Genomic DNA, 6,000 nt, shown 5'->3' with positions numbered 1-6,000 from the left:
GGCCCTTGCGGCCGCGCGCGCCCCCGCGCTCGCGGCCGCCGAAGCCCAGCTCGCGCGCCAAATCGCCGTTGGCCGCGCCCGCTTCCAAGTTCTCGAGCATCGCGAAATCGATCGTATACTCGTCCATGTTCACCCGCTCCACGCGGACGCGCACCTCGTCGCCGATGCGGAACGTCTTCGACGTCCGCTCGCCGATAAGCAGCATGTGCTGCTCATGGAAGTGGTAATAGTCGTCCGATAGCTCGCTCAGGCGGACGAGTCCTTCGACCGTGTTCGGCAGCTCCACGAAGATGCCGAAGCTCGTCACGCTGCTGACGATGCCCTCGAATTCCTGGCCGACCTTATCGACCATGTACTCGCATTTCTTCAGCTTCTCCGTGTCGCGCTCCGCGTCGACGGCGACCCGTTCGCGCTCGGACGATTGCTGGGCGATGTCCGCCATCTTCGCGGCCAGCGCCTCGATGCGGGCTTCCGGCAGCGTCCCGCCGTTCTCGAACACCTCCCGCATCACGCGGTGGATGACCAAGTCGGGATACCGGCGGATCGGCGACGTGAAGTGCGTATAGAACTCCGCGGCCAGGCCGAAGTGGCCCAGGCTCTCGGCATCGTACTTCGCCTGCTTCATCGAGCGCAGCATCACCGTCGAGATGACGGTCTGCTCCTTCGTGCCGCGAATATCCTCAAGCAGCGTCTGGAGCGAGCGCGGATGGATCACGCTGCCGCCCTTGCCTTTGATCGTATAGCCGAAATTCGCCGCGAACTGCACGAAATGCAGCAGCTTCTCCTGATCGGGATTGTCGTGCGTCCGATACAGGAACGGCACTTTCAGCCAGTAGAAATGCTCCGCGACCGTCTCGTTGGCCGCCAGCATGAATTCCTCGATGATCGATTCCGCGATGGAACGCTCGCGCTTGACGATGTCGACCGCCTTGCCTTCCTCGTCGACGATGACCTTCGCCTCGACGAAGTCGAAGTCGATCGCGCCCCGCTTCATCCGCATGCCGCGCAGCCGCGTCGCCAGCTCCTCCATCAGCTTGAACGTGTCGACGAGATCGGCGTAGCGCGCCGTCACGTCCTCGTCCTCGTTTTGCAAAATCTTGCGCACGTTCGCGTACGTCATCCGTTCCTTCGTCCGGATCACGCTCGTGAACACGTCGTGGCGTACCCGCTTCAGCGTCTGCCCGTCGAACTCCATCTCGCAGGACATCGTCAGGCGGTCCACCTGGGGATTGAGCGAGCAGATGCCGTTCGACAGCCGGTGCGGCAGCATCGGAATGACCCGGTCGACGAGATAGACGCTGCAGCCGCGGCGGTACGCTTCTTGATCCAATGCGGAGTTCTCCCGCACGTAATAGCCGACGTCCGCGATATGGACGCCGAGCACGTAGTTGCCGTTCTCCAGCCGCTCGATGTTGACCGCGTCGTCCAGATCCTTGGCGTCTTCGCCGTCGATCGTGACGATGACCTTGTTCCGCAGATCGCGCCGGCCCTGCCGGACGATCTCGTCCTCCGTGATGGAGTCCGGCGCGGCTTCCGCCTCCCGCATCACGTCGTCCGGGAAGCTCTCGGGCAGCTGATGCTTGCGGATGATGGAGAGAATGTCGATGCCGGGGTCGTCCTTGTGCCCCAGCACCTCGATCACTTCGCCCTCCGCGGCCGAACGGCCTTCCGGATACGCGACGATGCGCGCGACGACCTTCTGTCCCGTCACCGCTCCGAGAAACTTGCCCTGCGGGATGAAAATATCCCGGTTGATCCGCTTGTCGTCCGGAATGACGAAGCCGTAAACTTCGTGGTTCTGGAACGTGCCGACGAGCTGCGTCACCGCGCGCTCCGCGATGCGGATGACCTCGCCCTCCATGCGGCCCCCGGCCGCGCTGCGCGACGTGATGCGCACGAGAACCACGTCGCCGTTCATCGCGCTCTTGAGATCGTTCGCGCCGATGTACACGTCCCCGTGTTCCTTGTCCTCGGGGAGGAGGAACGCGAAGCCTTTCGCGTGCGCCTGAATCCGCCCGCGCACCAGATGCATCCGTTCGGGCAACCCGTAACGGTCGTTCGCGTCGCGCACGATTTTCCCTTCGTTCTCCAAATCGTTCAACAGCACGAGGAACGACCGGAACGACGACGCCGTGCCCTCTCCCCCGAACTGCCGGTCCAGCTCTTGATATGTCATCGGCTTGTACGATTGCTCGCGCATATAATCAAGGAGCTGCTGCTCGGTTACCATTCTTCTTCACCTCATATACCGCGATGCCGTCCATCCACAATTGCAGCAGTCGGTTGATAGATTATCATATACCATATAGTATACACGAAAGCGGGGACGACCATCCGCGGCCGCCCGGCCAAAATACAAAAAATGCCGCGCCCGTTCCGGTTTATTACCCTGCCAACATCTTCCACGAACCGGAGGCACAAAAAAAAGCGGGCCGTACGCCCGCTTTCGTTCCGGATATTAAACTTTCACGAGATACGCCACGACCAGCGCCAGAATGAAGAAGCCCGCCGCGACCGCAACCGTCAGACGCTGCAAAAACAGGTCCAGGCCGCGCGCTTTCGTCTTGCCGAACAAATGCTCGGCGCCGCCGGAAATTGCGCCGGAAAGCCCTGCGCTCTTCCCTTTTTGAAGCAATACGATCGCAATCAAAGCAAGAGCGAAGATAATGAGCAAAATTTTAAACGTAATATCCATTGTTCCACCTCCTGCACAAGGAGCACATTTTTCGATTTCCGCTGCCTTGTCAGTAGTGGGGACAAGACCTAGAAACACCAATATGATTGTATCATAGGCCTAAAATGAATACAAGTTAACAGATCTTATCCTTTTGCCACCGGATCGATTCGTCGAAGGGCAGGAACGCGAAGTCTTCGCGCCGCCAGTAATGCTTCAGGTCCTCGCGCGTCCAGCCCTCGTACAGCTCCTCCCACTCGAACGGCCCGTGCGGCAGCAGCGACGCGCGCTCGATCGGCTGGCTCGCCGGCTGGTAACGCAGGTCGAGCGACAGGCGCACGCGGCCGGGCTCCCGGTTCGGCAGCGCCTTGTGCACCGTGTGGCTGTGGAAGACGACGATGTCGCCCGCTTCGTAGTCGCCTTCGGCCCATTCATAGCCAAGGCTGCAAAGGATGGACTCCAGCCCGCCGGCGCCGGGGTTGGCGGTCACGCCGAGCAGGCCGGCCTCGTGGCTGCCTTCCAGGATCGACAGCCCGCCGAGCGAACGCGGCACGTCGCCCATCGGCGCCCAGCAGGTCCAGGTGTCGGCGCTGCCCTGGATATGCAGGAAGTCCTGATGCGGCGGCGTCACGTTCAGCGACGCGCTCGGCAGCATGATGCGCGCGATGTTGCGCGGATGCGGGAACGTCCGCTCGCCGAACAAGGCGTCGAACAACGCCATGAGCTTCGGATGCTGCGCGAACGCATGGAACGCCTCCAGCTTTTGCACCCGATGGTAGACCCGCTGCGTCGTGCCGATGCCGTTCCAGTTGATCTCCTCCGGCTTCAGCGCGTCGATGACGGGCTGATTGCCGAAGCCGTCCATGAGCGGCCGCGCCGGGTCGAGCAGCTCCTCTTCGTCCAGAATGTTCAGCAGCAGGCGCCGCACGTCCATGACCTCTTCCCGCTCGAAAAACCCTTTGAAGAACAAATAGCCTTTCGCCCTGGCTTCGCGGCGCAGCGCCTCGGGCCGCGCGAGCAGCGGCGTCGCGTCCTCGAACGCCCGCGTTGCCGGTTTCGTTGCCGGATCCATGCCGATCCCGTCCCTTCCGTCGTTGGTTGGTCGATCGCGTCCGATTAACCCTTGCCGATCGGTTATTCCCATTGTATGGTGTAGGAAGCGGCACGTATTTGCTGAAGCCCGACGAAGGTTTAACTCTGACCGACAACTTGCAAGCGCATCCAAAACCGAGGAAGCGAGGTGAGACCGCATGTGCGGCCATAGCCCTGCCGATCTCCCGCTCCCCAAGACGATCGCTTGGGACGACCTGCAGCCGGTCGTCTGGTACGCCAACCGGATGCAGTGTCCGCCGGGGTTCGTCTTCGGGCCGCGGGTGATCGACGAGCACCAGTTCATCTTGGTCGCGGACGGGCGCGGATCGGCTTGGATCCAGGGCGAACGTTATGACGCGGTCCCCGGCAGCCTGTTCTACTACGGCCCGGAGACGGTGCACCGCTTCGAGGCGGACCGGGAGCGGCCGTTCCTGCTGTACGGGCTCCACTTCAGCTGGACCGGCGAGTATGCCGGGACGGGCGCTGGCATCTCGATCCGGGAAACCTCCTTCGACCCCGCCGCGGACGCGAAGCGCGACAACCGGATGGTCGTCGAGAGTCCCGGCCGCCCCGAGGACGATCTGACGATCGGCGACGTCCGCGAGCTGCCCGCGGAGCGCTTCGAGCCGCTGTTCGCCCGGATCGCCGAATGCTACGGCATGGAGGACCGCGGCTTCAAGGCGTCGCTGCTGCGCGGCCTGCTGCTGGAGCTCATCGCCTCCATCAAGCAGGGGGAGCGGCGCGAGGGCCGGCAGCCGATCTCGCCGCTCGTCGCCGGCATCGCCGAACGGCTGGCCCGCCGCGCGCGGGAGCGCTACGACCGCCGCTGGCTGGGCGAGTGGAGCGCCTACCACCCCGACTATATCGCCCGGCAGTTCCGCGCGCAGCTCGGCGTCGCGCCGTACGACTACTTCATGGCCCGCAAGCTGCAGCTGGCCAAGGACCTGCTCGCCCACACCGAGCTCCCGCTTCTCGCGATCGCGGCGGAACTGGAAGCCGGCAGCATCCACAATTTCACCAAATGGTTCAAGCAGCGCGCCGGCGTGCCGCCCGGGAAGTTTCGCGGCGACAGCCGGTTTATTTAAGGGCGCGAACGGTTCGCCGGTCCTTAAGGCCGCAAAGCATCTTAAAAAGGCCCCGCCTCCGCGCCGCGAAGCGACGGAGAACGGGGCCTTATTCGTTTAGGCGATGAAATATCGCCGGCTTGTTCGGCCGGCGACGGGTTATGCCGCTTATCCGGCCGCGCTTGGCCGGCCGCGCTTATCCCTTCAGGTCGTCTTACGCGAAGCCGTGCCGGCGGAAGAACTCCAGGCTGAGCTTGGCGCTCTCGAGGGAGGAGTTCTCGAACTCTTCCTGCTCGACGATGAAGTATTCGATGCCGGCCTGCTCCGCGATGTCGAGAACGCCTTTCAGGTCGACGACGCCTTTGCCGACTTCCGTGTCGCTGCGGCCTTGGCCGAAGTCTTTAAAATGCGCCAGCGGCACGCGTCCCGCATAGCGGTTCACGTAATCGGTCGGCTTCCGGCCGCCCATGTGCACCCAGCCGAGGTCGAATTCGGCGACCAAGTACTCCGGCGACACTTTCTCCAGCAGCCAGTCGATGATCGGCTTGCCCTCCACGAGCTTGAATTCGAAGTCGTGGTTGTGGTAGCCGTATTTGAGTCCGGCCTCCGTCACCTGCTTGCCCGCGGCTTCGAGAATGCCCGCCAGCTTGTTGACGTCGTCGATCGTCGGATTTTCCGGAAGCGGCGCCCATGGCGTCACGATGTATTTCAAGCCGAGCTCCTTGGCGTAGTCGATCTGCTTTCTCAGGTCTTGGTCGATCTTCTCCGGCTCGCCGAAATTCAGTCCGACGTGCGCCGAAGGCGCTTCCAATTTCAGCTCGTCGAGCAGCGCTCTCAGCTCGGAAGCCGGCGTGTTGTAATACCCCGCGAATTCCACCGCCGTGTAGCCCATTTCCGCCACTTTGCGGATCGTGCCCAGGAAATCCTTCTCCGTCTGATCGCGGAGCGTGTACAGCTGCAAGCCCACCACCGGTTTTGCCACGATATCCACCTCGAATGATTGAGTATAGTCGGTCTTCGGTCCGTACGTTCGGCTAAAAAAGAGGAGAGCCGCAGGTCCTTGCGCCCTGTCGTCCCTCCCCTAATTATAGCCGTCCCCCGGGGCGAATCCACGCCGCCAATTGGGACATTCTTTTGTTTTTTTGGCTTCGCGCCCGAATGAGGGAATCG

At 62.5% G+C, this 6,000-nt stretch carries 5 protein-coding genes; 1 reads left to right on the top strand and 4 read right to left on the bottom strand.

Annotated features, from left to right (window positions below; genetic code table 11):
* The 3 genes from rnr to I8J29_RS28965 all read right to left on the bottom strand — a co-directional run.
* Positions 1-2,230, bottom strand: a 2,230-nt coding sequence (gene rnr / locus I8J29_RS28975) for a ribonuclease R (protein ID WP_208850807.1), incomplete at its 3' end; no start/stop codon positions are given.
* A 228-nt stretch (positions 2,231-2,458) separates the two neighbouring features.
* The gene (secG, locus tag I8J29_RS28970) at positions 2,459-2,695 is read right to left on the bottom strand and encodes a preprotein translocase subunit SecG (RefSeq protein ID WP_090639985.1); all 237 of its coding nucleotides are present in this window, start codon (positions 2,693-2,695) and stop codon (positions 2,459-2,461) included.
* 115 nt (positions 2,696-2,810) lie between these two features.
* Entirely contained in the window at positions 2,811-3,746 is a 936-nt protein-coding gene (locus tag I8J29_RS28965) for a phytanoyl-CoA dioxygenase family protein (RefSeq protein WP_208850806.1), read from the bottom strand.
* 178 nt (positions 3,747-3,924) lie between these two features.
* On the opposite strand from I8J29_RS28965, the gene I8J29_RS28960 reads away from it, so the two are divergent.
* Positions 3,925-4,851, top strand: a complete 927-nt coding sequence (locus I8J29_RS28960; RefSeq protein ID WP_208850805.1) for an AraC family transcriptional regulator — start codon at positions 3,925-3,927, stop codon at positions 4,849-4,851.
* Between the two features lie 193 nt (positions 4,852-5,044).
* Here the strand turns inward: I8J29_RS28960 and I8J29_RS28955 are convergent, their stop codons facing one another.
* Positions 5,045-5,812 carry a sugar phosphate isomerase/epimerase family protein gene (locus I8J29_RS28955; RefSeq protein WP_208850804.1) on the bottom strand — a complete coding sequence of 256 codons (768 nt, stop codon included), beginning with the start codon at positions 5,810-5,812 and terminating at the stop codon, positions 5,045-5,047.
* Positions 5,813-6,000 lie beyond the last annotated feature (188 nt).

It is taken from the genome of Paenibacillus artemisiicola, from assembly GCF_017652985.1.
In the GTDB taxonomy this organism is placed as follows: domain Bacteria; phylum Bacillota; class Bacilli; order Paenibacillales; family Paenibacillaceae; genus Paenibacillus_Z; species Paenibacillus_Z artemisiicola.
The sequence above is the reverse complement of the archived record's forward strand: the minus strand, read 5'-3'. Positions and strand labels throughout refer to the sequence as shown.

What these genes read in the sequence shown, in the direction of transcription:
- secG (WP_090639985.1), bottom strand. Translation starts at nt 2,695, where the DNA reads ATGGATATTACGTTTAAAATTTTGCTCATTATCTTCGCTCTTGCTTTG.
- I8J29_RS28965 (WP_208850806.1), bottom strand. Translation starts at nt 3,746, where the DNA reads ATGGATCCGGCAACGAAACCGGCAACGCGGGCGTTCGAGGACGCGACG.
- I8J29_RS28960 (WP_208850805.1), top strand. Translation starts at nt 3,925, where the DNA reads ATGTGCGGCCATAGCCCTGCCGATCTCCCGCTCCCCAAGACGATCGCT.